This is a genomic window from Bradyrhizobium sp. UFLA05-109, from assembly GCF_054185165.1.
In genome coordinates, this window is record NZ_JBBIAR010000013.1 from 112,834 (window position 1) to 136,195 (window position 23,362).

The window sequence follows — 23,362 nt, forward strand, 5'->3', positions numbered from 1 at the left end:
CGAGGTCGTCTATACGACCTCGGCGGTTCTTGTCGAGCGTGACCCTGCGCCATAGCAAACGGTCAATAGGCCGTGATGCCGCGCCATTGTCGCAATCTTGTGCTACAGCCTGTAGCGGATAACAGGGAGTAAGCAGCGTGATCATCATATCGCCGGCGCTTCGCCGTGGGGGGCTTTTGCTGGCGCTCCTCGCCTTTGCCACGCTCGGCCCGGCCCAGGCAGACGACCCGCCGCAGCGTCCCGATGCCGCGACGCCCGCTGGCCAAAAGGGCGGTGGGCGCGGCGGCAACGCGCAAAATGCGCAGCAAAATCCCCCGGCAACGGCCGAGCAACATCGCCTGCCGCCGGACTCCACCACCAGGCAGACGCTCGAGCTGCCTGGCAGGACGCTCGCCTTCGCCGCGACCGCAGGCTCGATCCGCGTGTTCGACGACAAGGGCGAGCCGCAGGCCGAGATCGCCTACACCTCTTATCAGCTCGACGGTACCGACCGCGCAACGCGGCCGGTCACGTTCTTCTTCAACGGCGGGCCCGGCGCATCGTCGGCCTGGCTGCAGCTCGGCAATGCCGGTCCCTGGCGGCTGCCGATCAATGCCGACGAGGTCACGCCATCGACCTCTCCGGAGGTGAAGCCCAATGCGGAGACCTGGCTCGATTTCACCGACCTCGTCTTCATCGATCCGGTCGGGACGGGCTATAGCCGCTTCGTCGCGACCGGCGAGGATGTCCGCAGGCGGTTTTATTCCGTCGACGGCGATGTCAACGCGCTCGCGCTGGTGATCCGCCGCTGGCTAGAGAAGCACGACCGGCTGCTGTCGCCGAAATATGTCGCGGGCGAGAGCTATGGCGGCATTCGCGGGCCGAAGGTCGTGCGCCAGTTGCAGATGCAGCAGGGCGTCGGCGTCAAGGGCCTGATCATGATATCGCCTTTGTTCGACTTCCGCGAGTTCACCGGCACGAGCCTTCTGCAATACGTCGCAACGCTGCCGAGCTATGTCGCGACCGTGCGCGAAGCCAAGGGGCCGGTGAAGCGGGCCGATCTCGCCGATGTGGAAGCCTATGCGCGCGGGGAGTTCCTGGCCGACCTCGTCAAAGGCGAGGCGGACAGGGAGGCGGCCACGCGTCTGGCCGATAGGGTCGCCGCGCTGACCGGCATCGACCAGGCGGTGAGCCGCAGGCTCTCGGGACGTTTCGACGTCGGCGAATTCCGCCGCGAGCTCGACCGCAAGAACGGCAAGGTGACCGGCCGCTACGATGCCTCCGTGCGTGGCTTCGACCCTTATCCGGATTCCAGCAGCTCCCGCTTCGGCGATCCCTCGGGCGACACGCTTCAGGCGCCGCTGACCAGTGCCGCCGTCGACCTCCTGACGCGCAAGCTGAACTGGCGGCCGGACGGCTCCTATGAGGTGCTCAACGGCGCAGTCGAACGGGCCTGGGATTTCGGCCACGGCATCAATCCCGCGCAGTCGGTGTCTGAGCTGCGCCAGATCCTCGCAACGGACGCGAAGATGACGGTGTTGGTCGGACACGGCCTGTTCGATCTCGCCACGCCCTATTTCGGCTCGCAAATCGCACTCGACCAGTTGCCTGCCTTTGCGTCGGCGCCACGGGTGAAACTCGTGATCTATCCGGGCGGCCACATGTTCTATTCGCGCGATGCGTCGCGGCAGGCGTTTCGCGCCGAGGTCGAGGCGATGATCAAACAGTAGGCCGGCGTTTCCGCGGCGTATATTTGCGCGCGATCTCGCGGGCGATGACGCTCTCCGGCTTGACATTGATGCCGGCGAGCCAGATGTCGCGGACCTTGCCGCGCTTGTCGCGGATACGGCGGACCGGCTCGCCATGGTTGGCGTAGCCAGCGGCCGCGGCGAAGGTGCCGGAATCGCGGCCGGTGACTTCGATCTCGGCCGCATCCATGAACGGATTGTTGAAGTGCGGATTGGCGACCACGACGCGGTTGCCCATCGGCACGAGATCAACCGCGCCCCAGATGGTCCACCAGCGGCCGGTCCAGTCGCGTGACCGCCGGTTAGGCCTCCCACGGTTCTGGAACGCACGCAGGATCTGCATCGCGCCGTCCATCCAGATCGGCGCGGCGCCGTCGATGCAGTTGCTGAGCATCGTGATCGCGAGCTCGCAGGCCGGAATGGAGCAGGTCCGGGAGATATAGCCCTGGAAGCCGCCACCATGGCCGAACCAGTCCCAGCCGTCGGACTTGCCGGCGCTGACGCCGAGGCCGTAATAGCCCTCAAGGCTCTGCGGAATGCGCCAGTGGTTTCGCGTCATCTCGCGGCGGCTTGCGGCAGACAGCACGCTCTTTCTTGCATTGGGCGCGAGCTGCGCGAAGAAGCGGGCGGTGTCGGCTGCGGTTGCAACGAAGCCGGCAGCGGACGTCATCGCGTGGGTGAGGTTGTCGCCCGGGATCACGCAGCGCTCGCCGAGCGGCAGCTTGCGCGTGTGGCCGCGGGCGAACGGTGCGCCCTTGGCAAGCGGCGCGCTCGGCTCGGTTTCGCGCAGGCCGGCGGCTGCGATGACCTCGCGCTTGATCCAGGCGGGGTAGGGCTCTTTCGTGATGGCTTCGATCATGAGACCGATCAGGCCAAAGCCGTGATTGGAGTATTTGAAGCGCGTGCCGGGTTCGATCGCGGTAGGCATTTGCAGCTCCGCCAACAGTTCCTTCTCGTCGAGATAGGGACGGCTGTCGATGAACTGGCCAGAGTCGGCGCCGTCCCGCGTCAGGCCTGCGCTATGGGAGAGCAACTGGGCGATCGTCGTCTCGGCAACGCGCGGATGCAGGCCGTCGACATATTGGCCAACGGTGTCGTCGAGCCGCAGCTTGCGCTGCTCGCGCAGTTTCAGGATGCCGGCAGCTGTGAAGCTCTTGGAATGAGAGGCGATGCGAAAGCGGTGACGCGGCGTCAGCTTTTCGCCGGTGTCGAGATTGGCAATGCCGAACGCGTGCTCGGCGACGACTTCGCCACGGTGCGTGATCGCGATGATGAGCCCCGGCTGTTGCGATCCGATCAGTTGAAACTCGATCCATGAGCCGATGTAGTCGATTGCGGCTCGTAACCACGCATCCATTGCCCACCACACGCGAAGGAGAGGTCCTTCGCGAAAGCTAGCCGACAAGACAGAACCGGCGCAACCCCTGAGGGTTGCGCCGGTTCATCGCTCTCTGGATTGGCGCGGTGGTCAGTACACGAGCGTCGCGCCCGTCGGCTTGTCGAGCGCTGCTGCGAGCGAGCGATATTCTTCGCTGCTGGTGCCGGCGAGCGAGGCGATCTTGTTCAGATGATACTGCGCCTGTTCGCGGTTGCCCTGTTCGAGCTGCCAGAGTCCGTAATACTGCCAGGTGCGGACGTGGTTCGGATCGTCCTTGAGCGCCAGCTCGTAATAGATCTGCGACTGCTTGTAGTCGCCGAGCTTGCGATAGGAGTAGCCGATCAGGTTGGCGACGTCGGCGACGTCGTCGCGCTTGAGCGTCTTGAGCTGGTCGATCGCGTTCGCATAGTCGTGGCGATCGTAGATCGTGGTGTAGGCCGTGCGGTAGGCGGCGAGGAATTTGGGATCGCTGACGGAGGAGCTCTTCTTCTTTCCCTTTTTGGTCGACGTCGTATTCGATGACCCGGAGCCGGAGGGGCTATCGCTGCCATTGGCATAGGCGCTCTGGATTGCCGGCACGGCGACCAGCGTCACGCAGACGAGTGCCGGAACCAGAAGCTTTGCAACTTTGCTCATCTATCTCTCCCGTATGGAATGCGGCGATCCTACACGATTGCCTCAAGACGGGAACACCCGGGTTGCAAAAACATTCCCGGCCGACCGCCATCGCTCTCGCCGGCGCCCGGTTCTCCGGAACATGACAAAGTTGTCATCCAGATGAACGGAAGCGAACATTGCGCTTCAGAATGGGTTCAGCGCACCGCGCCTAACGTCTGCTCCATGATCGAAGGGTCGGCGAGGGCGCCGTCTCAAGATCCTTCAAGAGGAGACCACCATGTTGAAGACGATTTCCGCAGCCATGCTCGCAGCTTCCGTCATCGCAGCCCCGGCCTTCGCCGCTGAAGCGGGCAAGACTGACACCAGCAAGACCGCAACACAGGCGCCGGTGATCAAGTCCGAACAGACGCAGTCGAAGACCGCGGTCAAATCCACTGCGAAGTCGGACGTCAAGTCGAAGGCGATGAATGCTAACGCCATGGTCGGACCCGAGCACACCAAGCACGTCCGCTCGCATCGCCATCACCACCAGATGGCGGCGGCCAAGTCTTCATCGGCCAAGGTCCCGTCGGGTACGACCCAGCCGAGCGTCGGTGCCAAGCCGACAGAGCCAGTGACCACTGGCAAGGCGAAGTCCGGCTACTGATAGGCGTAACTGATCCCGCGCGGTGGCGACCCACATTGCCCTGCCACCGTGCGCAGGGTTCAGGCCCGACCCGACTGCCATTGCCTCGCGAAAGCGTGAGCGATGGTGGCGGGCCGGTTGAGCCGTTTCAGGAGCGAGAAGCGAATTCCCTCGGCGCGACCTTGCGGCTAGAACAGCTTTGCGTCCGGTCGAGAGAGGGGAGTCGTGGGGGGATTGGCAAAACGCGCGAGCGTCCTGGTACTACCGCTGGTGCTTGCGGCCTGTTTCGGCAGCGACGGCGGCCGGCCGTCCCTGGTGGACGATGCGGGAAATCCAGTGCAACAGCCGTTTCCGGACAATTTCCGCAGCGAGGCGCTCGCCATCATGCACAGCTATCTGAACGATCCGGTCGGTGTGCGCGATGCTGCCATGGCGGATCCGGTGCTGCGAACGGTCGGCGGCCGGCCGTTTTATGTGAGCTGCCTGCACTTCACCCCGCGCGAGAGCGACGCCAGTTACAGGAGCATGCGCGAGCGGGCGATCGTCTATGTCAACGGACGCGCCGACCGGGTCATCGAACGGGCCGGCGAAATGTGCGCGGGTGCGGTTTACGCACCCTTTCCAGAACTGGAAAAGATGACGCGGTAGCACAAAGCACGTCTTCACAGACGCCTGCTAGGACAGGGGCGGCCGGAAGCCGTTGATCACATTTCGGGGAGCCTTGAACGGGGTTGCTTCTCCTTGCGACAAATCGTTACGGCAGTGTGCGCGCGAGCGAAAAAATCTGTCGTGACGAGGGAACGCCGAGGAACATAAAGCCGTTGTTGCGGCCTCGTCACGGCACCCAGGGATCAAGGCTTCGGCATCGCCGCGAAGCAACCAAATTCAGGCCACGTTGTTTGCTGAGGGTGAATTCGAGATAACGGGGATCATCCATGAAGACGTTCTTGCTTGGCGCAGCTGCCGTGCTCGCGCTGGCAGCGCCAGCCGCCGCAGCCGACATACCGGCGCGGCCCTACACCAAGGCTCCGGCCTATACGCCGCCGCAGGTGATCTATAACTGGACCGGCTTCTACATCGGCGGCCATGTCGGCGGTGCGTTTGCCGGCGACAACACGTTCCAGTCGAGCGACGCCCGTTTCCTGGGCGGTGTGCAGGGCGGCTTCGACTACCAGTTCGCGCCCAATTGGGTGGTCGGTCTCGAGGCCCAGTACTCCTGGCTGCCGTCCAACAACAATGGCGTCCTGTTTCCGGCCAACACGCTCGTGACCTCCAACACCGACCAGCTCGGCTCGGTCACCGGCCGCGTCGGCTATACCTGGGGCCCGGCGCTCGTCTACGCCAAGGGCGGCTACGCCTGGCGCAACAACAATTTCGGCGCCAGCGTCGGCGGCGTGCCGACCGCAGTCACCACCACCGGCAACAACAAGGACGGTTACACCGTCGGTGCCGGCCTCGAATACATGTTCGCGCCGAACTGGTCGGCCAAGGCCGAGTACCAATATTATAATTTCGGCAGCACCACCGTCACCGCCGGCCCCGCCGACGTCGTCGGCGTCCGCGGCCGCGACGACGAGCATACCGTCAAGGTCGGCGTGAACTACCGCTTCGGCTGGGGCGGTCCCACGGCTACGCGCTACTGATCCGCAGGCCGCAAACGACAGACTGCAAAGGCCGGCTTCGCCGGTCTTTGTTTTTTGCGGAGCCGGTCTCACCAGCGTCATGGGCTAGCGGTAAAGCAAAAATAATTTTTGCCTTTTACGGAACACGCGCGCCGGCGCGCGTTATTATGTGATTGCCGGGCTGGGTGGGATGACGAACATGCGTATCTTGGCGTCGGTGGTGATCTCGTTATTCGTCACGCTGCCGTGCTCGGCACAGACGATCCTTAAATCCGAACCGCTGGTCCTGGCGCCCTATGAGGTGGCCTTCGTGCAGGATTTCTCCTGCGGCCTCGGCCGGGTGCTGAAGGTCACCGGCGCGATCCGCGGCCTGCATCGGCGCAAGGCCTGCGTGGTGCTGTCGGGCGAGCAGGCATCTCTGGCGATCGCAACGCCCTGATGCGCGTCTTCACGAATTGAACTGCAGCTCCAATCGAGATTGCCGCTCGGCGTCCGCCTTGTTCTTGGCAGGATCCTCGCCGGGACCAGTGAGGCACGGCTTGATCTCGTAGTCATTGTCCAGGATGCGGCGCGGCCCCGGCCTGTCCTCGTCGGTGGCGACATCAACGACCAGGCCGCTCTGCTGCGCAATTTTCCAGACGTCTGCCTCGCTTGGGTAGGCCTTGCTGAGTTGGGCGTCGTTGCAAAACAGCGCGTAGGGCATCGGTTCTGCCTTTCGGAACTGCCTTAACGCTTGAGCGGATTGAGGGTTTCAGCATGGCTTCACCCTGCGGCGCCTGATCACGGATCCGTGAACGAGGCGTCGGGGTGTGAGTCGTAAACGAGTCCTGAATCCCAAAAAAAAGAATCCCTGGGACTCCTCGGCTGGAATCAGCGGATGTTTCTGGCCATGACGACCGGCCTGAAAACCTCCTGCGAGCACATGCTCCTGCCGCTCACGCTGGCGCTGTTTTGCGCCTGCGCGGCCAATCTGCTGCTGGTCTGGTCCTGGCTCTAATGGCCCGAACTCCCGGCCGGCGGCCGGGGCGGGGGATTGTGGATGGCATCCCTGACCTTGGCGAGGGTCGACTGGCAAAACTCCTCGCGCTCGCGCTCGAAACGCTCCTGATGCTTGCGGAAATTGGCGACCCTGGCCTGCACTTCGCTGCGGAAATCGCCCGATCTCCTGGGCGGCGCGAGCTGGAAGGGCTGGGGCGCCGCTTGCGGCGGCTCGTCGACCTCACGAACGTCTTCGATCACCACCACGGAGGTGACCTCCACGGCAGTCGGAGGCGGCACAGGAGCAGGCCCCGCCAGGAACGACTCCTCCTTCCGCCCGGTCACGGATTGAACAAAGGCCAATGTCTGCGCGATCAGCGCATCGCGTTCCCTGATCCACTTCATGGTCTACCTCTGCGCGCACCCTATTCCAGCAAACCGGCTGCTCCGAATCAAGGCATGCTTGCAGGGGATTGCATATTTTTCCCGATCGCCCGAAACTGCGGCAATGAAACCGAAGGATGAATGGTCGGAAGAGGCCGAGGGCCTGAGCCTGGTGCGCGCCTTCCTGTTGCTGCCACCCGACAAGCGGCGCCTCGTGCTCAAATTCGCCGATGAGCTTGCGCGCGCACAGGAGCGCCACGAGGAGGGGACGGAAGCGTCCCCGACCTGAGCTAGATCGATCGGCGCTCGCGTTCAGGCTGTAGCCATTCCCTGCACAGCTTGCGCATTCGTGTGGCCTCGGCTCTTATCGGCGCCATGACCGAGATGGAAATGGCCGAGATAGAGACGTACGTCGTCAACCCCGACACGCCCGAGATCGACATCTGTGCGCGCTGGCGCGCGGAGACGTTTTCGGTGCTCGAGGCGAGCGTTGAGCAGGAGCGACGCACGCTCAATCGCTTCGCGGCGGATCAGACGCGGCAGGTAGCCCTGATCGCCAAGCGTGGGATGGTGCCGGTCGGCACCTGCCTGCTGGTGCCCTCCGAGATCGAGCCCAACCACCAGGTCTCGCCGTGGCTTGCAGGATTGTTCGTGGCGCCCGAGCATCGGCGACATGGGGCAGGCGCCGTTCTGGTGCGCGCGATCGAGGCAGAGGCCCGCCTGCGCGGCTTTGCGCGAATCTTCCTCTACACGACCAGCGCTACCGGGTTCTACCAGCGGCTCGGCTGGGACCTCGTCGAGCACACCGACTGGAAGGGCTTTGGACAAACCGCCTTCATGTCGCGCGCGATCCGGTCCATGTCGCGGCAGCCATAGAAGTCTTACACGAAGCTTACAAAGCCGGCGCCAAAAGCTATTTTTCCGTAATTTTACGCGCGGCATATTGTATCAAATTTTAACGTCCGTGGGTTCCATTGGGTCCCGTGCCGGGAACGCTATCGAATGGCTCCAATCGGATGAATTGTGATGCGCCTTTTGAATGATCTGAAGATTGTCTTGAAAGTCGGCCTGATCGTTGCGGTGCTTGGCTGTGCACTCCTCGGGGTGGCCGCGTTCAGCGCCGTGCAGCTCTCTTCGACGGTCGATCGTTTTTCGGAGTTGACGGAAGCCGAAGCGGCGGCGCTGGGCCTGACCCGCGCGCAGCGACGGGCGGAAACCTATCATGCCGCGCTCTATGCCACGCTGACCGAGACCACCGAGGAAGGCAACGCCAGACGCCTGAGGACCGCGAGCGAGAACCGCGATCAGATCGCCGGCTTCCTCGCAGCCGCGATCAAGGAGGATGCGGGCCGTGCCGGCGAAATCCGCGCCATCGGCGACAAGCTGAAGGGCGTGTTTGCCGCTTGCGATCCGGTGCTCGAAGCCGGCGCCAAGGCGAGCACCACGGAGGAGAATGCGAAGGCGGCGGACCGCGCCCACAAGGAGTGCGATCCGGTCATGGATGCCGCGCTCTCCGATATCGCCAACTTCGCCGCACAGACGGCCGAACAGGTTGCCAAGCGCAGGCAGGGACTCGGCGCGGAGGCCAGCGCCTCGATCCGCACCGTGATCGGTGTCAGCGCGGGCGGCCTGCTGCTCGGCGTCATGATTGCACTCTTCATCGGCCTCAAGGCGATGTCGCAGCCGATCGCCCGCCTCAAGCTCGCGATGGAGGGGTTGGCGAGGAACGATCTCACCGCCGAAGTGCCCGAGAAGGACCGTCGCGACGAGATCGGTGAGATGGCGAAGACGGTCGAGATCTTCAAGACCAACGCGGTCGAGGTCGAGCGGCTCAAGAAGGCGCAGGAGGAAGTCGAGCGGCAGGCTACCGCGCAACGTCGACAGGACATGGTCAATCTTGCGGATGGTTTCGAGCGCGCGGTCGGCGAGATCATCGACACCGTCGGCTCCGCCTCCACCGAGCTCGAAGCGTCCTCCTCGACGCTGGCGAACACGGCGCAGCGTGCGCAGCAGCTGACGTCGGTCGTCGTGGCGGCCTCGGGTGAAGCCACCGGCAACGTCCAGTCGGTCGCCACCGCGACCGAGGAGCTGTCGTCCTCGGTCAACGAGATCAGCCGCCAGGTGCAGGAATCCGCGCGGATGGCGATCGATGCGGTGGGCCAGGCACGCTCGACGACCGAGCGGGTCAGTCAGCTCTCGACTGCGGCGACGCGGATCGGCGACGTCGTCGAGCTGATCAACACGATTGCGGGCCAGACCAATCTGCTTGCGCTGAACGCCACCATCGAGGCAGCGCGCGCGGGCGAGGCCGGCCGCGGCTTTGCGGTCGTCGCCTCCGAGGTCAAGTCGCTGGCCGAGCAGACTGCGAAGGCGACCGGCGAGATCAGCCAGCAGATTTCCGGCATCCAGACCGCCACCCAGGACTCGGTCACGGCGATCCGCGAGATCTCGGCGACCATCGAGCGGCTGTCGGAAGTGTCCTCGACGATTGCCGCGGCGGTGGAAGAGCAGGGCGCCGCGACGCAGGAGATCGCGCGCAACGTTCAGCAGGCCGCCCACGGTACCCAGCAAGTGTCCTCGAACATCGGCGACGTGCAGCGCGGCGCCGCCGAAACCGGCTCGGCCTCCTCGCAGGTGCTCTCGACCGCGAAGATGCTGGCGACCGACAGCAACCGGCTGAAGCTCGAAGTCGGCAAATTCCTGTCGACGGTGCGCGCCGGTTAGGTGTGGGGGGTGTGACCCGGCGGCCTTGTGCCGCCGGCGCCGCAGACCTTATGTCCCGATCAGCAAAGCCAACGCGACCGCGAACAGCATGCCAGTCGCGACGACGGCCGCGATCGCACCGGCGGTGATCTTGGCTCTCTCCTGGTTGGAATATGGGCGCATGGGATTGGCGTCGTTCCGCTCTTGGCGTGATCGCGCATCAGCATAATACGCTGCGCGCGGAGGCGAGATAGTCAGATAGCGCCGCAGGGTCCGTCGTCTGCCCGCCTATCGTTTCTCCCGCATACGCATGCAGGAATTCTGACACTGGCGCGTCGCCTCGGGCCAAATAATCGGACAGGAAGCGCTCCATAATGCGGTAAGAATCCCGCAAAGTGAGGACTTGCTCGAACTCTTGATCGGTGATCGCCCGGTAGGCCACTGATTTGTCCATCGCGTAGACGCCTTGGTCCATTAAGTCGCTTGATTACGGGTGGAGGTTCAAGCATTTGCAATGGAGGCGCGCCGCAGACGAGCGCGCGGTCTGGGTCCCCTGGCGCGGCATCCGCATTCAGAACTGGTACCGTCCGCTGAGCACCTATGACGCTGCTGCTCGATCACGGGCTGACACTACGCCTGTTCGTCGAGCCCGCTCCTGTCGGCGGGGATCCTGAAAGGAACGCGTTGCGTCGCCGCGTACCGTATTTCCACATCATGGAGTGGCAGAAGCCGGCTTGAGGGCGCTGTATCGTCTAGCTGGCGAGCCGTGCCTGGAAGAACCGGCTGACGCGGTCGATCGCATCCGTCGTCATCGGATCGGTGTCGGAGAAGTCAAAGGCGTGCGGCTTGCCGGGATAGGGCACGAACTCCGCCTCCGCACCGACGGACTTCGCAAGTGCGATCAGCCTCTTTCCGTTCGCGATCGAAACGTTCTGGTCCGCCTCGCCATGTAGCTCGATCATCGGCGGCAGGTGCTTGACCTTGCCGGCCATCGCATCGGGCATGCCGCCATAGAGCACCGCGAGCGCGGCGATGCGGGCATCGCGTGCGGCGGTGTTGGCGGCGATGAAGCCGCCGAGCGAAAAGCCCAAGAGGCCGACACGCCCCGAACTGTCTGGCCGGCCCAGGATGCTCGTCACGGTCGCGGAGACCGTGTCGGACCAGCCATCGAACCGCGTCGTGTCATAGGCCTCGCGGCTTTCCTTCGTGCTGGTCTTCGAATGCAGCGCCGCAATGTCGGTCTCGGTCATGTAGCGGAGAAGATAGGCATCGATGCCTTTGGTCGACAGCGCGTCCGCATATCGCTGATAGGCGAGCGGCTTGATCTCGATTCCGCGCGAGCCGTGCAGCAGGATCACGGCGGGGCGTTTTCCGGATGCGTCCGCGGCGTGACGCGTCACGGCGTCATGACCGGGCTCGGCGCGCGCGGCAGGTGATAGCGTGAGCAGGGCCAGACCTGCGAGCGCGGTTCGTCGTGTGATCATCGCTCAGCTCTCTTCAGGATTCCGATCGGGGAGCGTCGCCTGTATAGTGCGCCTGCGACCGAAATTTGACCGTGCAGTTGTCTCGAGGCCCTGTCCGATGATCCCAGATCGTCCGCCCGTGCTCGCCCACCAGCGCTTCGTCGCCGACCGCGAGAACTTTGCCGGTCTCGATCTCGCCGAACGGTTCGAGCGCATCGTTCGTACCAATCTGTGGGGCGCTTCGACCTCGGCGTCGGGGCTCGGCTCCGAAGACCCGGCCACCTCCGCGATCAAGGTAGCGCTGCCGCCTCTGCTCCGACGGCTCGGCGTGCGTTCGCTGCTCGATGCGCCCTGCGGGGATGCGGGCTGGATCGGCGGATGCGGACTCGATGTCGACTATATCGGCGTCGATATCGTGCCGTCGCTGATAGAAGGCAACCGCCGGCGGGTCGCGCAGGGCGAGCTCCCGGGCCGTTTCATCAGCGCCGACATTACGCGCGATGACCTGCCTCGGGCCGATGTCATCCTGTGCCGGGATTGCCTGGTGCATCTGAGCTTTCAGAACATCTCCCGCGCCCTGGGGCGTTTCCGCGCCAGCGGCGCGCGTTTCCTCCTCGCCACCACGTTTGCGGAATGGCAGGACAACCTCGATTGCGAGGATGGCGACTGGCGCGCATTGAATCTCGAGCGGGCGCCGTTCGGCTGGCCGGCGCCGCTGGAGCTGATCAACGAGCGTTGCGAGGAGGGCGGAGGCGGCTGGCGGGACAAGAGCCTCGGGCTGTGGCGGCTCGCCGATCTCTCCGGTGAGACAGGAGACATTGCGAAGGCTGTGTGACTGATCACGCCGACGACGTCGGTTGCGCTCTTCGACGTCTTCGCACTACAATTGTCTTGCGTGACGGGATTTCGCTTCGCTGCTCTTGCCGGGGGGAACGATGAAGCTGAACGCGATCGTGGCCTTGTTGCTGATCTCCTGCGGCGCTCCTGCCATCGCGCAGGATGGCGCCACGCTCTACGCAACACATTGCGCGCAGTGCCACGACAGCAGCGACGCGCAGAGCCGGGTGCCGCCTCGCAGCGCGATGCAGGCGATGTCATTCGAGCACGTGCTGGCCGCGCTTTCTACCGGCAGCATGGCCGCGATGGCGCAGGGGCGCAGCGATGACGAGCGCAGGGCCATCGCATCCTTCGTCACCGGCAAGGTGGCCGCGAGCGGCGGGGTTGCAGCGGCCGACGCGTCCGGCCGTTGCACGCAAGCCATCACCGCCTTTCCGCGAAGCATCGACGGGCCGCGCTGGAATGGCTGGGGCGCCGATCTCAACAACAGCCGCTTCCAGCCGGACGGGATGGCCGGGCTGACGGCCGAGCAGGTGCCGCATCTGACGCTGAAATGGGCGTATGCATTTCCCGGCGCGTCGCTCGCCTTTGCGCAGCCGACGATCGCCGGCGGGCTGTTGTTCGTCGGCGGCGCCGATCGCAAGGTGCGTGCACTCGATGCGAAGAGCGGCTGCACGGTGTGGACCTTTGCACCCGACCTCGCGGTCCGCGCGGCGATCAGCTTCGGGCAGGTCCCGGGCACGGATCAGTTCGCGATATTCTTCGGCGATGGCCGCGCCAGCGCCTATGCCGTCAATGCGCTGACCGGCGCGCTGATCTGGAAAGTGAATGTTGAAGAGCATCCGGCCGCCCGGATCACCGGCTCTCCGGTGCTTTATTCCGGCGTGCTTTACGTGCCGGTTTCTTCGCTCGAGGAGGTGGCGGGATCGCAGGCGAATTACGAATGCTGCACGTTCCGCGGCAGCCTCGTCGCGCTGGAGGCTGCGACGGGCAAGCTGATCTGGAAGGCCTACACGATCCCCGAGGTGCCGCATCCGACGACGAGGAATGCGCGCGGCACGCAGCTCTATGGTCCGTCCGGCGCCGCCATCTGGTCAGCGCCGACGATCGACATCGAGCGGAAAGCGATCTATGTCGCAACCAGCAATTCCTATTCGAACCCGCCGGCAGCGACCAGCGATGCGGTGCTTGCGTTTGAGCTTGCGAGTGGACGGCTGCTCTGGAAGCAGCAGGCGTCGCCGAAGGATGCCTTCGTCGTGGCCTGCTTCACCGCCGATCAGACCAACTGTCCTGACGAACACGGGCCGGACCATGATTTCGGCCAGTCGCCGATCCTGGTGAAGCTGCGCGACGGCAAGCGCGTCCTCGTCATCGGCCAAAAGTCCGGCGTCGTGCACGCACTCGATCCAGATAGCGAGGGCAAGATTCTCTGGCAGACGCGGATCGGGAAGGGCGGTCCGCTCGGCGGCACCGAATGGGGCTCGGCCGCAGACCAGGACCGCATCTATGTCGCGATCTCCGATGTGCGCTTCCTGCGCGACGGCACGCGGCGGCTCGACTCCACGCAAGGTGGCGGGCTGTTCGCGCTCGATCTTGCGAGTGGCAAGGTCTCGATGGAGGTGGCGCCGGTGCCCTGCGGCGAGCGCCCGCAATGCAGCCCGGCGCTGTCGGCCGCGATCAGCATCATTCCCGGCGTCGTGTTCTCCGGCGGCGTCAGCGGCTACTTGCGCGCCTATGCGACCGCGAATGCAAAACTGCTTTGGGAGTTCGACACCTCGCGCGACTACAAGGCCGTCAACGGCGTTGCGGCGTCAGGCGGTGCGATCGACGGCCCGGGCCCGGTGATCGTCGACGGCATGCTCTACACCAACTCCGGCTACGGCCAATGGAGCGGCGCCGCCGGCAACGTGCTGCTGGCGTTCGAGGTGGGGAAGTGAAGTTGGGGAGGCCCCGCGGCGCGTGAGCGGGGCGCAGCTGGATTCACATAAGCAAGTGCGGGAACCCGCGAAGCGGAGCAGCTTGCCGGAGTGCCGCTTCAACACCGGCGCGGACGTGCGGCCTCAGCATTAAGCCTCCACCAGGGCCCCCAGATGCTGAGGCCGTTTTTTTTGTGCTCGTCTCCGGACTGTCCTGCTGCGGGACGAACGCCAGTCGACATTATTTACGAGCTGTGAACCATGAAAAATGATCGGAAAATTTTAGCGAAACGATCTGCGGGCCCTTTGCGTCAGTTCTGCTGGAGGGTGCAGCGATGGTCACAGATGCAGGTTTCGACGAGCGTGAGAGCGAGATCGCCCGCTACAGGATTTTGGCGCAGGAGGTGACGGACCCGCTCGCCGCGCGACTGCTGCACCACATCGTGATCGATCTCGAAGCCGCCCTGCTGCGCGATCGCGCCGCCGACGCAGTCAAGGCGGATGGATGAGGCGAGAAGGTTAGTATTCGGCCAGGAAGATGGTGCCGGCTGAGGGGATTGAACCCCCGACCTTCGGTTTACAAAACCGCTGCTCTACCGCTGAGCTAAGCCGGCCACTTTCAGGAAACACAGAGCAACCACCGACATGGCGCCGGCGGGTCCGCTTGGGTGCGGTCGCAATACCAGACTTGTTTGAAAAGTGCCAGAAGCCGCAGGCGCGCTGACCCGGGGGCCGCTCACGCAAAAACAGGCGGCCCGAGGGCCGCCTGAACCATTCAGCTTGAAGGCGAACGTCCTACTGACAGATATGCTGGCGGCCGTCGTCGCCCTTGAACCATGTGCCGGGCCTGCAAACGATGCCGTTGCGGGCGGCATAGGTGTTCCAGTCGCCGTGCCAGGCGGGACCGCCTTGGTCATAAGAGGCGTAGGAATTGTTCCAGCCTCCGAACGGCGCTGTTGCGATAGCGCCCGCGGTGCCAACGGCAGCACCCGTCACGGCGGCCGCAGTGCCGACGGCGGCGCCGGCGGCAGCGCCTGCCGCATCGGCCGGCCAGAAGCCGGTCTGATCATTCGGGTTCGCCTGCCGATAGGCGGTGTGGCGGTGACGATAGCGCCGGTCGGCGGCGGTGCCGGGTGTCATGTACTGGCAGCCGGGATCCTGGAAGAGACCCGTGCAGCGGGGGTTGTCGGTCATGGTTTGAGCGAAGGCAGGTGTCGCCAGCGCGGACACGAGAAGTGCTGCCGCGCCAAGAAGTTTGGGGCTCGTCATGGCATCTGCTCCATGTGGTTGAGACCTTGGGTAAGTGCGACGTCCGGCCGCAGTTCCCCGTTTTGTCGCACGCGGGGTCACATCGACGTGAACACGTGCAGGATGTTCGCTTGCCGCCACGCAACTGCGTGGCAGTGGCGTCACGCGAACGGGCCGTTAACGCTTCGATAGCGCCGGCGAGCGCATTTGAGCGCCCGTCGATCCTTACGCGTTAGGCTTACCGGAATTTCAGCAGCCGACCTTAACACTCTGACCGTGGTGATCGGATAGGTTCTCGGCCGATTAACCCGGGACCTTTTCATGCGCGCTGTCGCGCTCCTTGCGTTTTTTGTCGGACTGCCCTCGACGGCGCTTGCCGGTGACGGCTTCGACATCGTGATTCCAGGCCGTCCCGGCGTGCCCGTCATCATCAACGGCATCGATGCCTCCTACGCCGTCGTCGAAGGCGAATGGGGTCTGGCGAAGAACGTGCAGGTGCAGCCCACGATCTATGGCGGGCGCTACATCGGCGAGCGACAGCCGAGCGATGTTGGCCATTATTATCCAAGCATGGGCTTGCGGCCCGGCTATGGCCGCCTCGAGGTCGAGCCGCCGGCGAACCGCAAGGTGCCGCAACCAGCGGAAAGCTACTACCGGAGCTGGGGCGTGCAATCGGCGCCGCTGCCGCCGCAGGTGGATGTGCCGGCCGATCCGCCGCCGGTGATCCTTGCTCCGCAGGTCGACGTCGATCCGCATCGCCGTGTCCGCCCGTCGCCTCACGCGGAGGTGCCCGGCAATCATGAGCTGCACAGGTAAGTCCAGGCAGATCAAATCCGAAGCAAAATCCAACAAACGGAAATCTACAGGAGAGAGTAATGCGTCAGATGATTTCAGGATTGGTCGCGGCAGCAGCCGTGATGGTGGTGGGGACGGCGCCCGCCATGGCCTGCGGCTGGAGCCCCTGTGCGGCGCCGGTTGCGCCGGTGTATTCGGGCTGCAATACGGGCTGCGGCGGCTGGGGCTTTGATCGCCTCGTCGAACCGAGCACGCAATATTACTACGTCAACCAGGGCCCGACCTACACCGGCCCCGGCGCGTTCGCGCCGTATCCGACCTATCGGGAAGACGCTGTCGTGAACTACGGCCCACGGTCTTACGGTTATGGCGCGGCCGTCGCAGCGCCCGGCTACTATCACCACCGGCCGTATTACCGTCCGTATCGCTACGGCTACGGTCCGCGCTACGGCTATCTGCCGCGCGTGCACTATGGCTACGGCCCGCGCTATGGCTATCGTTACGCGCCGTACCATTACCACGGCCAGCGCGTGCTGCGCCGCTATTACTGATCCCTGATCGGTTGAGTTGAATCACGAAACGCCCGTTCGCATCACGCGGACGGGCGTTTTGCTTGTCTTGAATTCAGCGCTTCATGAGCCCGAGCCGGCTCGCGCCGACATAGAGCGAGAGCACGGCGGCGTTGGAGACATTGAGGCTCTTGATCTCGCCGGGCATGTCGAGCCTTGCCACCACGCTGCAGGTCTCGCGCGTCAATTGCCGCAGGCCCTTGCCTTCGGCGCCGAGCACCAGCGCAAGCGGCTCGCGCAAAGCGACCTCGGAGAGATCCTCGCTGCCCTGGCTGTCGAGGCCGACGGTCTGGAAGCCGCGCTCATTGAGCGCGGTCAGCGCGCGGGCGAGGTTTTGCACGGTCACGATCGGCACGAGCTCGAGCGCGCCGGAAGCGGCTTTCGCCAGCACGCCAGTCGCCTCGGGGCTGTGGCGCGCGGTGGTGACGATCGCCTTCACGGCGAAGGCGGCAGCGGAGCGCAGGATCGCACCGACATTGTGAGGGTCGGTGATCTGGTCGAGCACCAGCACCATGCCTTCCTGTTCCAGGGTCTCGATGTCAGGCGAGGGCAGGGGATCGGCCTCCGCCAGCAGGCCTTGGTGCACGGCGTCCGGCGACAGCAGCCGGTCGATCTCCTGAGGGCGGACGATCTCGGGGGCGATGCGGGTCTCGATATTCTCCTCGGCGAGGCGGCGGGCCGCGTTCTCGGTCAGCGTGAGCTTGCGGATCCGCCGTTCCGGGTTTTGGAGCGCCATTGTAACTGTGTGCCAGCCATAGAGGATGACCGGTCCGTCGGAGTGCGAATCACGGTCGCGCCAGGCCGGCCGGGACGCGGATTTTGCCCCTTTGTTGAAGGGCTTAGCCCCGCCGCGCCGGGTTCTCTGGGCAAATTTGCGATCGTTCATGGGCTCGGTTGTGTCACGGGTTCCGAAAGATGGCAATTTGGGTGTCCAAAGAGGCGATTTTAGCTGCTTAGCTCGGTTGACTTTGCCCCGCTGCTTCGCCCATAAACGCGCCCGGCCGCGCCCCGTGTCCCTTCGGGCAGTCGCGGTCTTCACGTCTCCATGGCCGTTTCGGTCCGCCGGCAAGGTCCGGTCCGATTGTGCTGCCGTCGAGCGGGGGAGTGTCCCGAGTGGCAAAGGGAGCTGACTGTAAATCAGCCGCCTCATGGCTTCGCAGGTTCGAGTCCTGCCTCCCCCACCATCCCGGCTTTCTGCCGTTGATATTGTTCTGATCTTCGGCCTGAAATTACCACCTCCCAAGAGGTGGTAACCACCGATGTTCTATGCGCGTTCTTTTTCGAGCATCAGATGGGTGAGCTCGGCTTCCTCCACGGCGTCCTCGGGTGAGGGCCTGGTCCACTTGTCCATGGCGCGCGCGGCAAGCCGCTTGCGGTCGGCCTTTTTAGTGTAAAGCTGCGCCATCTGATGGCCGCTCCAGCCGAACATGGCATTGAGCTCCGCCTCGGTGGCTCCGCTCTCGGCGGCGATGGTCGCCGATGCCTTGCGCAGGCCGTGACCGGAGTAGCCCTTTTCCTTCGATCCCTTTTTGGAGACCGGGATGCCTGCGGCCTCGATGGCCTCGCGGAAGAAATTGCCCAAGGCTTCCTTGGTATAGTTGGTGCCATCGTTCTTCGCGATGATGGCGAGCCCTGATGAAGGGCAGCCGTTGATCGAGGCTACCAGCGCCGGATGCACCGGCACGTAGATCGGCATCCTGCCCTGGCTCTTCTCGGTCATCAGGTGAATGATACCGCGACGGATGTGCTGCTTGCCGAGCCGCGCAGCATCGCCACGGCGCACGCCGACGTAGAGATAGACGTCGAACACCAGCCGCTCCTTGGTGCCGACCGGCCAACGCTCCTCATACTTCTCGATCAGTTCGATCGGCCACGCCAGGTGACCGTCGCCACTGTCCTTCTTGACCTTGATGCCGTCGGTCGGGTTGCGGTCGTGATGTTCGTTTTCGACGGCCCATTTGAACAAGCCGCGCATGGTATCGAAAAAATGGCGCGCTTGGTTCTCGGTGCGCGCCATCATGGCATCCTCGATCTTGGCGCGGGTGACCGCGGCATATGGGATGTCGCCGTTCTCGGTCTCTTCTTTCCGCAAGATCGGACCGCGCTGTTTGTGCGTTCCCGTCGACAGGAGCTCGCACCAATCGCGCGAATGACGATACTGCTTGATCAGCCAACCCAAGCTGCCCTTGCCATCTTTGCCGATGATCGGCACTGGCACGACCGGCGCGCCGCGTACAGCGGCGTGGTACTCCGCCATGAACCGTTCGGACCGATAGAGCGGATCGCGAATGCGAATGCCTCTGCCTTTCTGTCGCTTCGTCAGCTTGACGTAGTAGACGGTCTTGCCATGCCTGGTTCGATGGCGGTGAAGGAAGGGAAGGCGTGGTTTCGGCATATCGCTCTCGTCACAGCTTAAAATCACGAATTTTCGGCGTCTTGGTTTCGGGCTTGTCTTCGATCTCATCGGCGCCAGTAAGGCTCATGCGGATGCGGATCGTGCCGTCACGCAGGATGTCAACAGCCGCAGCACCTTGCTCTTTCGCCGCGCGAGTGGCGCGGGAAATGTCGGCAAGGGTGAAGCGGGCCGTCGTTTTCATGGGATAACCCAGGCTCCGTCTACTTGTTGGGCTCCTGAATCGTTTTGACAATGCTGGCAGGAATATTCGCGCCAGGCTCAGCCCACAATGTTCCCCCAGGTCCGACAATACGCGTGTAGCCCAGCTCTCTAAGGCCTGCCTCAACATTTCGCCTGCTCTGGTCCGTGAGTTGCTTCCACGCGGCGTCTCGGTGGCTTCCGTCGAACAATGGCCTCCATATGGACTCCATGTGCTGGTGAATCACGTCCGAGATGGTGACGCCACGCGCGTCGGCCTCCGCTTTGAGACTAGCAAAAATAATTTTCTCAAAGCGCACCGACACCACCGGACGCTCGGGTTTGTAGCCTCCCTTCGGAGGCCTTCGCCGCTTCGGTTCTTTGTTCTTCGCCATGTGCATTGGCCCCACGGTTATTGATGGATGTATACGCTTATATTAGTTGTTTACAAAATGGTATTTTTGGAAGATGGTGGGCCAGGAAACGGGCCCATGAGCTAGGAGAACGGAATGTTCAATCTGGCACCGGTCAGGCTTGGTGAGAGGGTGCGGCAACGGTTACATTTCTACGCCGATCACCACGCCGAAAAGCCTGGTTCTGCCTCTGCAAAATCATGAGCCGCAAACAAACCATCCTGTGGTTTATCGAGATGCGGGCAACCCGCGATCATGTCGACGAGGGTGTTTTCATCCAGCCACCGCCCGGTCGCGGCTGGCGCGTGAGCGACGCCCGTCGCGAGCGGTTTACGCCATGGCAGCGCCATCAGCCGGTGGTGCCGCCGCATCGGCGGAGACGTTCATGCTGACCGCCGCTGTACCGCCAATCGCGAAGATCGCCGAGCTGCTGGGCGGCGACGTGCAAGGCGCTGAGGTGCTTTGCCCAGGTCCTGGACATAGTGCCGGTGATCGTAGCCTCTCGGTGAAACCCGACCCAGCGGATCGCGAAGGCTTCGTGACCCACAGCTTCGCAGGCGACGACTGGAAAGATTGTCGCGACTACGTCCGCAACAAGCTGGGGCTGCCGGAGCCCGAGAAGGGGTCGCAGCGACAGCAGAAGAAGACCGGCGGCGGCAAGCGGGCGTGGAGCGTCCTCGATGAATACATCTATCGCGACCAAAACGGCGAGCCCTTTCTCAAGGTCCGCAAATGCCGGGATGAGACCGGCAAAAAGGAATTCCCGCAATATCACTGGGACGGTAACGAGTGGGTCAAGGGCAAGCCCGATGGTCCGAAAATTCCGTATCGACTGCCGCAGCTCCTCGCTTCTCCAGTTACAGCCACGATCTACTTCTGCGAGGGCGAGAAAGACGCCGATACCCTCGCGAAGATCGACTTCGTGGCCACGACGGCATCCGAGGGCGCCGCCGCCAAATGGGATCCCGAACTGACGCAGTACTTCGCCGACCGGGACGTCGTAATCCTTCCCGACGCCGATCGACCCGGCCGCGCCCACGCGCAAAAGGTCGCCAAAGCGATCCATGCCGTCGCCGCTTCGGTGCGGATCCTCGATCTGTATCCAGAGCGGCACGACGGATCCGATGTTTCGGATTTCATCGCCGACGCCGCCGCTGGCGGAAGGCTGGCGAAGGAGGCGAAGGAGGCGCCGCTGTGGGGGCCGAGCGGTCCAACGACAAGCGCTGCGGTGGTCGACGGCGCCGAGCTGCTCGAAAAGCCTCGGCTCCTGGTAGAGAATCACAGTCCTGATCGAACCGTCGCCGCACTGCGCGACATGCTTGCAAATGCCGGCGGTCTATATGACCGCGGCGTTCCGGTCCGCCTTGCCTTCGACCAGATACAGCGGGGCACGGTCGCGCAGAGCATGACGCCCGATGTCCTTGTGCTGATGGCACACACGATCTGTCGGCCGTACGCCTTAAAAGTGCGTCGGGACGGCACGGTTGACGAGGTGGATGTTCGTCTGCCGCGGCCGCTGGCGGTCATGTATCTTGATTGGCGTGGCGAGTGGCAACTGCCACCGCTAAATGGCATCGCATCGGCGCCGCAGCTGCAGGACGACGGCACGATCAATAGCACCGAGGGGTATGACTGCACGACGGGGATGTGGTGCGAAAACATGCCCGATCTCACCGGCCTGGTTCCTGCGAGTCCGAGCATGGCTGAGGCGGCTGCTGCGCTTCGGTCGATCCGCGATACGTTCAAGACCTTCTGCTTCGCCGATGCCGCGATTATCGATTGCGTCGCCGGCGGCGTCGCCACCGTCGATACATCCAAGGCTCCGGCAAGAGACGAGTCCTCGTTTCTGGTCGCATTGCTCACGGCAGTTTGCCGGCCGAGCCTGCATCTCGCCCCGGGCCTGTTGTTACGGGCGGCGCCCGTGTCAGGTGCTGGCGCGGGCAAGGGCCTGCTCGCCCGCTGCATGTGCATTATTGCCTTCGGGCGCGAGCCGCACGCTGTGACGGGCGGTGCAAACGCCGACGAGCTGGAGAAGCGGATCGCCGCCGAGCTGATTGAGGGCAGTCCTGCTCTGTTTCTCGACAACCTCAACAACAGAGCTTTCAGATCAGAGCTTCTCGCGAGCGCTATCACGGAACGACCGGCGCGGGTGCGGCTGCTCGGCCGGTCACAGATGGTGCCGTTGAACGCATCCGCGTTTGTTATCTTGACCGGCAACGGACTGACTGTTTCCGAGGACCTGGCCCGCCGGTTTTTGACGGTGAGTTTTGATGCCCGGACCGAGGATCCAGAGTTGCGGCCTTTCGCGACCGACATCCGTGTCGAGGTCAGGCAGCGACGCGCGGAGCTGCTGGCGGCGCTGCTGACAATCTGGCGATGGGGAAGGATTGCGAGGAACATCAAGCCCGGCATGGAGCTCGGAAGCTTTGCGCAGTGGTGTCGCTGGGTGCGTGATCCGCTGCTGGCCTTGGGCTGTCAGGACCCTGTCGAGCGGATTGGTGAGGCCAAGCAGCGCGATGCGCGCCGACAAGAAGTCGCCGACCTGTTCGCGATCTGGTGGGACAAGCACGGTGACAACCCCGTGCCCATCCGCCAACTGCATGAGGACGTGAGGCACGCTCTGGACCCGCAGGGGCGCGGCCGCCAGTACGTCGCGTCCAAAGTCGACAAGCTGACGGGAACTCGCATGGCAGGCTTAGTCCTGACGCGGCAGGCATCCACCGGCACATGGGGCGCGGCGACGTACGCGTTGACGAAGTCCGCTGACCGTCGGGGGCATAGGGACCATGGGGGGCACAGGGAGGAGTCTCCGCCGGAATGCCCCTATGACCCCTATGGTCCCTATGCCGATGGCGACCGCACCGTCGTCGCGGATACATTGCCGAGCGATAGCACTGCCCAGCCCGCGAACGTCGGTGATGATGAGGACGGCGGGCATCGCTCGAGCGGATCTGGACCCGAGACGATGGTGCCGGGCTGGAGGATGCGGCTATGACTGCGGTCGAGGCTCTCACAGTGGCCCGAGCCGCCGGCGTTAAGCTTGCACTCGACGGTGACGATCTCGTCGCGAGCGCAGCCGCGGCGCCGCCCGACGCGGTGATCAATGCGCTTTCCCGGCATAAGGCTGAGATCGTGGATCTGCTGCGGCCTGGCCCAGACAGCTGGTCGATTGCAGACTGGTCGGTCTTTTTCGACGAGCGGGCAGGTGTTGCCGAGTTCGATGGTGGGCTGTCGAGGTCGTCTGCCGAAGCTCGCGCATTCGAATGCTGTGTGGTCGAATGGCTGAACCGCAGTCCGATCCGATCTTCGCCCGGGCGCTGCGTCGCCTGTGGCAGCAGCGAGGATAGCTTAGACAAGGTCTTGCCATACGGCACCGACCCGGCCGGCCATGCCTGGCTGCATTCCCGCTGCTGGGAAGCCTGGCACGCAAATCGGAAGGCTAAGGCGATTGCCTTCCTGTCATCGATCCTGAAAGCCCCGTAGGGGCGACCGA

At 64.0% G+C, this 23,362-nt stretch carries 28 protein-coding genes and 2 tRNA genes; 17 read left to right on the forward strand and 13 right to left on the reverse strand.

The window, feature by feature from the left end; all coding sequences use genetic code 11:
• Positions 1-137 precede the first annotated feature (137 nt).
• Positions 138-1,709 (forward strand): S10 family peptidase, encoded by a 1,572-nt coding sequence (locus Q3C01_RS12145; RefSeq protein ID WP_458145553.1) that lies wholly within the window; start codon positions 138-140, stop codon positions 1,707-1,709.
• On the opposite strand, the gene Q3C01_RS12150 is transcribed toward Q3C01_RS12145, so the two are convergent.
• Positions 1,699-3,084, reverse strand: a complete 1,386-nt coding sequence (locus tag Q3C01_RS12150) for a serine hydrolase domain-containing protein (protein WP_458145554.1) — start codon at positions 3,082-3,084, stop codon at positions 1,699-1,701. The two genes, Q3C01_RS12145 and Q3C01_RS12150, sit on opposite strands and share 11 nt — an antisense overlap.
• A 111-nt stretch (positions 3,085-3,195) precedes the next feature.
• Complete coding sequence (locus tag Q3C01_RS12155; protein WP_458145555.1) at positions 3,196-3,741, reverse strand: tetratricopeptide repeat protein; 546 nt, start codon at positions 3,739-3,741, stop codon at positions 3,196-3,198.
• A gap of 259 nt (positions 3,742-4,000) precedes the next feature.
• Here Q3C01_RS12155 and Q3C01_RS12160 point away from each other — a divergent pair, with 259 nt between their 5' ends.
• From Q3C01_RS12160 to Q3C01_RS12175, 4 genes are all read left to right on the forward strand, one after another.
• Positions 4,001-4,369, forward strand: coding sequence for a His-rich protein BRANT (locus Q3C01_RS12160; protein ID WP_458145556.1), 369 nt, complete (start codon positions 4,001-4,003; stop codon positions 4,367-4,369).
• 204 nt (positions 4,370-4,573) lie between these two features.
• The gene (locus Q3C01_RS12165) at positions 4,574-4,996 is read left to right on the forward strand and encodes a hypothetical protein (protein ID WP_458145557.1); all 423 of its coding nucleotides are present in this window, start codon (positions 4,574-4,576) and stop codon (positions 4,994-4,996) included.
• Positions 4,997-5,283: 287 nt separating this feature from the next.
• A complete protein-coding gene (locus Q3C01_RS12170) occupies positions 5,284-5,991 on the forward strand; it encodes an outer membrane protein (RefSeq protein ID WP_458145558.1) in 708 nt (235 codons plus the stop codon).
• 178 nt (positions 5,992-6,169) lie between these two features.
• On the forward strand, positions 6,170-6,409 hold the full coding sequence (locus Q3C01_RS12175) for a hypothetical protein (protein WP_458145559.1): 240 nt from the start codon (positions 6,170-6,172) through the stop codon (positions 6,407-6,409).
• A 9-nt stretch (positions 6,410-6,418) separates the two neighbouring features.
• Here the strand turns inward: Q3C01_RS12175 and Q3C01_RS12180 are convergent, their stop codons facing one another.
• Both Q3C01_RS12180 and Q3C01_RS12185 read right to left on the reverse strand, forming a co-directional pair.
• Positions 6,419-6,673 (reverse strand): hypothetical protein, encoded by a 255-nt coding sequence (locus tag Q3C01_RS12180; RefSeq protein WP_458145560.1) that lies wholly within the window; start codon positions 6,671-6,673, stop codon positions 6,419-6,421.
• 290 nt (positions 6,674-6,963) lie between these two features.
• A complete protein-coding gene (locus Q3C01_RS12185; protein WP_458145561.1) occupies positions 6,964-7,353 on the reverse strand; it encodes a hypothetical protein in 390 nt (129 codons plus the stop codon).
• 103 nt (positions 7,354-7,456) lie between these two features.
• Between Q3C01_RS12185 and Q3C01_RS12190 the strand changes: the two genes are divergently transcribed.
• From Q3C01_RS12190 to Q3C01_RS12200, 3 genes are all read left to right on the forward strand, one after another.
• On the forward strand, positions 7,457-7,621 hold the full coding sequence (locus Q3C01_RS12190; protein ID WP_458145562.1) for a hypothetical protein: 165 nt from the start codon (positions 7,457-7,459) through the stop codon (positions 7,619-7,621).
• A 101-nt stretch (positions 7,622-7,722) separates the two neighbouring features.
• Positions 7,723-8,208 carry a GNAT family N-acetyltransferase gene (locus Q3C01_RS12195; RefSeq protein WP_458145563.1) on the forward strand — a complete coding sequence of 162 codons (486 nt, stop codon included), beginning with the start codon at positions 7,723-7,725 and terminating at the stop codon, positions 8,206-8,208.
• 150 nt (positions 8,209-8,358) lie between these two features.
• Complete coding sequence (locus Q3C01_RS12200) at positions 8,359-10,056, forward strand: methyl-accepting chemotaxis protein (protein ID WP_458145564.1); 1,698 nt, start codon at positions 8,359-8,361, stop codon at positions 10,054-10,056.
• 199 nt (positions 10,057-10,255) lie between these two features.
• Here the strand turns inward: Q3C01_RS12200 and Q3C01_RS12205 are convergent, their stop codons facing one another.
• Positions 10,256-10,489, reverse strand: coding sequence for a hypothetical protein (locus Q3C01_RS12205; protein WP_458145565.1), 234 nt, complete (start codon positions 10,487-10,489; stop codon positions 10,256-10,258).
• Positions 10,490-10,635: 146 nt separating this feature from the next.
• Here Q3C01_RS12205 and Q3C01_RS12210 point away from each other — a divergent pair, with 146 nt between their 5' ends.
• Positions 10,636-10,773 carry a hypothetical protein gene (locus Q3C01_RS12210; RefSeq protein WP_458145566.1) on the forward strand — a complete coding sequence of 46 codons (138 nt, stop codon included), beginning with the start codon at positions 10,636-10,638 and terminating at the stop codon, positions 10,771-10,773.
• Between the two features lie 14 nt (positions 10,774-10,787).
• On the opposite strand, the gene Q3C01_RS12215 is transcribed toward Q3C01_RS12210, so the two are convergent.
• Positions 10,788-11,519, reverse strand: coding sequence for a dienelactone hydrolase family protein (locus Q3C01_RS12215; protein ID WP_458145567.1), 732 nt, complete (start codon positions 11,517-11,519; stop codon positions 10,788-10,790).
• A gap of 97 nt (positions 11,520-11,616) precedes the next feature.
• Between Q3C01_RS12215 and Q3C01_RS12220 the strand changes: the two genes are divergently transcribed.
• From Q3C01_RS12220 to Q3C01_RS12230, 3 genes are all read left to right on the forward strand, one after another.
• Positions 11,617-12,333 carry a class I SAM-dependent methyltransferase gene (locus tag Q3C01_RS12220; protein ID WP_458145568.1) on the forward strand — a complete coding sequence of 239 codons (717 nt, stop codon included), beginning with the start codon at positions 11,617-11,619 and terminating at the stop codon, positions 12,331-12,333.
• Positions 12,334-12,433: 100 nt separating this feature from the next.
• Positions 12,434-14,272, forward strand: a complete 1,839-nt coding sequence (locus tag Q3C01_RS12225) for an outer membrane protein assembly factor BamB family protein (protein WP_458145569.1) — start codon at positions 12,434-12,436, stop codon at positions 14,270-14,272.
• Positions 14,273-14,586: 314 nt separating this feature from the next.
• Positions 14,587-14,760 carry a hypothetical protein gene (locus Q3C01_RS12230; RefSeq protein WP_458145570.1) on the forward strand — a complete coding sequence of 58 codons (174 nt, stop codon included), beginning with the start codon at positions 14,587-14,589 and terminating at the stop codon, positions 14,758-14,760.
• Between the two features lie 30 nt (positions 14,761-14,790).
• Here Q3C01_RS12230 and Q3C01_RS12235 read toward each other — a convergent pair.
• A tRNA-Thr gene (locus Q3C01_RS12235) sits at positions 14,791-14,865 on the reverse strand.
• A gap of 181 nt (positions 14,866-15,046) precedes the next feature.
• Positions 15,047-15,520, reverse strand: a complete 474-nt coding sequence (locus tag Q3C01_RS12240; protein ID WP_458145571.1) for a hypothetical protein — start codon at positions 15,518-15,520, stop codon at positions 15,047-15,049.
• Positions 15,521-15,820: 300 nt separating this feature from the next.
• Here Q3C01_RS12240 and Q3C01_RS12245 point away from each other — a divergent pair, with 300 nt between their 5' ends.
• Both Q3C01_RS12245 and Q3C01_RS12250 read left to right on the forward strand, forming a co-directional pair.
• A complete protein-coding gene (locus Q3C01_RS12245; RefSeq protein ID WP_458145572.1) occupies positions 15,821-16,315 on the forward strand; it encodes a hypothetical protein in 495 nt (164 codons plus the stop codon).
• A gap of 59 nt (positions 16,316-16,374) precedes the next feature.
• Positions 16,375-16,845 (forward strand): hypothetical protein, encoded by a 471-nt coding sequence (locus Q3C01_RS12250; RefSeq protein ID WP_458145573.1) that lies wholly within the window; start codon positions 16,375-16,377, stop codon positions 16,843-16,845.
• Positions 16,846-16,918: 73 nt separating this feature from the next.
• Here Q3C01_RS12250 and rlmB read toward each other — a convergent pair whose 3' ends face one another.
• The gene (rlmB, locus tag Q3C01_RS12255) at positions 16,919-17,749 is read right to left on the reverse strand and encodes a 23S rRNA (guanosine(2251)-2'-O)-methyltransferase RlmB (RefSeq protein WP_458145574.1); all 831 of its coding nucleotides are present in this window, start codon (positions 17,747-17,749) and stop codon (positions 16,919-16,921) included.
• A gap of 212 nt (positions 17,750-17,961) precedes the next feature.
• On the opposite strand from rlmB, the gene Q3C01_RS12260 reads away from it, so the two are divergent.
• Positions 17,962-18,047, forward strand: a tRNA-Tyr gene (locus Q3C01_RS12260).
• 80 nt (positions 18,048-18,127) lie between these two features.
• Here the strand turns inward: Q3C01_RS12260 and Q3C01_RS12265 are convergent.
• The 4 genes from Q3C01_RS12265 to Q3C01_RS12280 all read right to left on the reverse strand — a co-directional run bounded on the left by Q3C01_RS12265 (position 18,128) and on the right by Q3C01_RS12280 (position 20,240).
• Positions 18,128-19,258 (reverse strand): tyrosine-type recombinase/integrase, encoded by a 1,131-nt coding sequence (locus tag Q3C01_RS12265; protein WP_458145575.1) that lies wholly within the window; start codon positions 19,256-19,258, stop codon positions 18,128-18,130.
• Positions 19,259-19,268: 10 nt separating this feature from the next.
• On the reverse strand, positions 19,269-19,460 hold the full coding sequence (locus Q3C01_RS12270; protein ID WP_458145576.1) for a hypothetical protein: 192 nt from the start codon (positions 19,458-19,460) through the stop codon (positions 19,269-19,271).
• 19 nt (positions 19,461-19,479) lie between these two features.
• Positions 19,480-19,851, reverse strand: a complete 372-nt coding sequence (locus Q3C01_RS12275) for a hypothetical protein (RefSeq protein WP_458145577.1) — start codon at positions 19,849-19,851, stop codon at positions 19,480-19,482.
• A 179-nt stretch (positions 19,852-20,030) separates the two neighbouring features.
• Positions 20,031-20,240, reverse strand: coding sequence for a hypothetical protein (locus Q3C01_RS12280; protein WP_458145578.1), 210 nt, complete (start codon positions 20,238-20,240; stop codon positions 20,031-20,033).
• A gap of 14 nt (positions 20,241-20,254) precedes the next feature.
• Here Q3C01_RS12280 and Q3C01_RS12285 point away from each other — a divergent pair, with 14 nt between their 5' ends.
• Both Q3C01_RS12285 and Q3C01_RS12290 read left to right on the forward strand, forming a co-directional pair.
• The gene (locus Q3C01_RS12285; protein ID WP_458145579.1) at positions 20,255-22,864 is read left to right on the forward strand and encodes a hypothetical protein; all 2,610 of its coding nucleotides are present in this window, start codon (positions 20,255-20,257) and stop codon (positions 22,862-22,864) included.
• Positions 22,861-23,352, forward strand: coding sequence for a hypothetical protein (locus tag Q3C01_RS12290; RefSeq protein ID WP_458145580.1), 492 nt, complete (start codon positions 22,861-22,863; stop codon positions 23,350-23,352). The genes Q3C01_RS12285 and Q3C01_RS12290 overlap by 4 nt, the downstream gene beginning before the upstream one ends.
• Positions 23,353-23,362: the final 10 nt, after the last annotated feature.

Coding starts and splice junctions, on each gene's coding strand:
- Q3C01_RS12150 (WP_458145554.1), bottom strand. CDS start 3,084: ATGGATGCGTGGTTACGAGCCGCAATCGACTACATCGGCTCATGGATC.
- Q3C01_RS12155 (WP_458145555.1), bottom strand. CDS start 3,741: ATGAGCAAAGTTGCAAAGCTTCTGGTTCCGGCACTCGTCTGCGTGACG.
- Q3C01_RS12160 (WP_458145556.1), top strand. CDS start 4,001: ATGTTGAAGACGATTTCCGCAGCCATGCTCGCAGCTTCCGTCATCGCA.
- Q3C01_RS12170 (WP_458145558.1), top strand. CDS start 5,284: ATGAAGACGTTCTTGCTTGGCGCAGCTGCCGTGCTCGCGCTGGCAGCG.
- Q3C01_RS12175 (WP_458145559.1), top strand. CDS start 6,170: ATGCGTATCTTGGCGTCGGTGGTGATCTCGTTATTCGTCACGCTGCCG.
- Q3C01_RS12180 (WP_458145560.1), bottom strand. CDS start 6,673: ATGCCCTACGCGCTGTTTTGCAACGACGCCCAACTCAGCAAGGCCTAC.
- Q3C01_RS12185 (WP_458145561.1), bottom strand. CDS start 7,353: ATGAAGTGGATCAGGGAACGCGATGCGCTGATCGCGCAGACATTGGCC.
- Q3C01_RS12190 (WP_458145562.1), top strand. CDS start 7,457: ATGAAACCGAAGGATGAATGGTCGGAAGAGGCCGAGGGCCTGAGCCTG.
- Q3C01_RS12195 (WP_458145563.1), top strand. CDS start 7,723: ATGGCCGAGATAGAGACGTACGTCGTCAACCCCGACACGCCCGAGATC.
- Q3C01_RS12200 (WP_458145564.1), top strand. CDS start 8,359: ATGCGCCTTTTGAATGATCTGAAGATTGTCTTGAAAGTCGGCCTGATC.
- Q3C01_RS12205 (WP_458145565.1), bottom strand. CDS start 10,489: ATGGACAAATCAGTGGCCTACCGGGCGATCACCGATCAAGAGTTCGAG.
- Q3C01_RS12210 (WP_458145566.1), top strand. CDS start 10,636: ATGACGCTGCTGCTCGATCACGGGCTGACACTACGCCTGTTCGTCGAG.
- Q3C01_RS12215 (WP_458145567.1), bottom strand. CDS start 11,519: ATGATCACACGACGAACCGCGCTCGCAGGTCTGGCCCTGCTCACGCTA.
- Q3C01_RS12220 (WP_458145568.1), top strand. CDS start 11,617: ATGATCCCAGATCGTCCGCCCGTGCTCGCCCACCAGCGCTTCGTCGCC.
- Q3C01_RS12225 (WP_458145569.1), top strand. CDS start 12,434: ATGAAGCTGAACGCGATCGTGGCCTTGTTGCTGATCTCCTGCGGCGCT.
- Q3C01_RS12230 (WP_458145570.1), top strand. CDS start 14,587: ATGGTCACAGATGCAGGTTTCGACGAGCGTGAGAGCGAGATCGCCCGC.
- Q3C01_RS12240 (WP_458145571.1), bottom strand. CDS start 15,520: ATGACGAGCCCCAAACTTCTTGGCGCGGCAGCACTTCTCGTGTCCGCG.
- Q3C01_RS12245 (WP_458145572.1), top strand. CDS start 15,821: ATGCGCGCTGTCGCGCTCCTTGCGTTTTTTGTCGGACTGCCCTCGACG.
- Q3C01_RS12250 (WP_458145573.1), top strand. CDS start 16,375: ATGCGTCAGATGATTTCAGGATTGGTCGCGGCAGCAGCCGTGATGGTG.
- rlmB (WP_458145574.1), bottom strand. CDS start 17,749: ATGAACGATCGCAAATTTGCCCAGAGAACCCGGCGCGGCGGGGCTAAG.
- Q3C01_RS12265 (WP_458145575.1), bottom strand. CDS start 19,258: ATGCCGAAACCACGCCTTCCCTTCCTTCACCGCCATCGAACCAGGCAT.
- Q3C01_RS12270 (WP_458145576.1), bottom strand. CDS start 19,460: ATGAAAACGACGGCCCGCTTCACCCTTGCCGACATTTCCCGCGCCACT.
- Q3C01_RS12275 (WP_458145577.1), bottom strand. CDS start 19,851: ATGGCGAAGAACAAAGAACCGAAGCGGCGAAGGCCTCCGAAGGGAGGC.
- Q3C01_RS12280 (WP_458145578.1), bottom strand. CDS start 20,240: ATGCGGCGGCACCACCGGCTGATGGCGCTGCCATGGCGTAAACCGCTC.
- Q3C01_RS12285 (WP_458145579.1), top strand. CDS start 20,255: ATGCTGACCGCCGCTGTACCGCCAATCGCGAAGATCGCCGAGCTGCTG.
- Q3C01_RS12290 (WP_458145580.1), top strand. CDS start 22,861: ATGACTGCGGTCGAGGCTCTCACAGTGGCCCGAGCCGCCGGCGTTAAG.